At 43.4% G+C, this 1,156-nt stretch carries 2 protein-coding genes; one reads left to right on the top strand and one right to left on the bottom strand.

Annotation, left to right across the window (positions count from 1 at the left end; all coding sequences use genetic code 11):
- Positions 1–71 precede the first annotated feature (71 nt).
- Entirely contained in the window at positions 72–437 is a 366-nt protein-coding gene (locus KIV40_RS32165; protein WP_285353404.1) for a YeeE/YedE family protein, read from the top strand.
- A gap of 250 nt (positions 438–687) precedes the next feature.
- Here the strand turns inward: KIV40_RS32165 and deoC are convergent.
- Positions 688–1,156 (bottom strand): deoxyribose-phosphate aldolase (deoC, locus tag KIV40_RS32160; protein WP_285353403.1); only part of this gene is annotated, 469 nt, incomplete at its 5' end.

Below are 1,156 nucleotides of genomic sequence, written 5' to 3'. Positions count from 1 at the left end.
TATAATTTGGGTGAAGTGTACAACCTGACAATTTCGCGCGGGACGTTAACACCGTACTATTCGGTGCTGGAATGAATATCTCTGGCATGGTCGATCCGGCTAACATTTTTGCGTTTCTCGACATCACAGGTGATTGGGACCCTAGTCTTGCGTTTGTGATGGGGGGCGCTTTACTCGTATTTACGCCTTTCTACCATTTCATTATTAAACCTCGCAGTAAAACCGTTGATGGCAATGCTTTTAGCCTGCCTACGAATACAAAGATTGATCGTAAGCTGATTTTAGGTGCGTCTATTTTCGGCTTAGGTTGGGGAATCGGTGGTATCTGCCCGGGACCAGCGGTCTCCAGTTTGGGCGAGGGTAGCATTACCATCATCTCGTTCATTGCCAGTATGATGATTGGAATGAAGTTGGTTGCGTTAGTCTCGACCAAATAGCCGTACACCAACTAGCCATATATAGCGTAATCACTTTGATACAGTGGTTAACAAAGCACACTTGTTGTTCGTTTAAAATTGAGAGAACTAAAAGCCGCTTAACAGAAATGTCCAACTTTACGGGGGCACTTCATGGAAAGCGGCTTTTAGCTGTTTACTGACTTTTTACTGTATTCAGTTAGATACGTTTCTGATGATGTAAGAAGGTACGGTAGCTAAGATGGCTATGAGTCCTCTCAGCAAGAGTTGTTTAGTAACCGCTCTTAGCTACTTCCTCACTTTCACCTAGTGTATTTAGCAGGTTTGTTAGTAAGCTAGACGCACCAAAACGATAATGCATGCTATTTTCCGCCCACTCGGTACCAAAAATAGTATCAACCATATCTAGGTATTTTTTTGCATCTTCGGCAGTTTGTACTCCACCAGAAGCTTTGAAACCAACGGTTTTTTCCACACCCATGTCTTTGATAACTGACAGCATAGCTTCAGCTGCGTCTAGAGTTGCATTTACGGGTACTTTACCTGTGGATGTTTTAATGATGTCAGCCCCTGTTTTGATTGAAATCTCAGATGCTTTTCTGATCAGCGCATTCGTTTTCAGCTCACCAGATTCAATGATGACTTTCAAAGGTGTATCACCGCAGGCTGCTTTACACTGTTTAACCATTTCAAACCCCACGTCTTCGTTTCCAGCCATAAGTGCACGGTATGGGAACGTT

This window comes from Vibrio sp. D173a (assembly GCF_030248475.1).
This window is presented reverse-complemented; position numbering and strand designations above follow the sequence as displayed.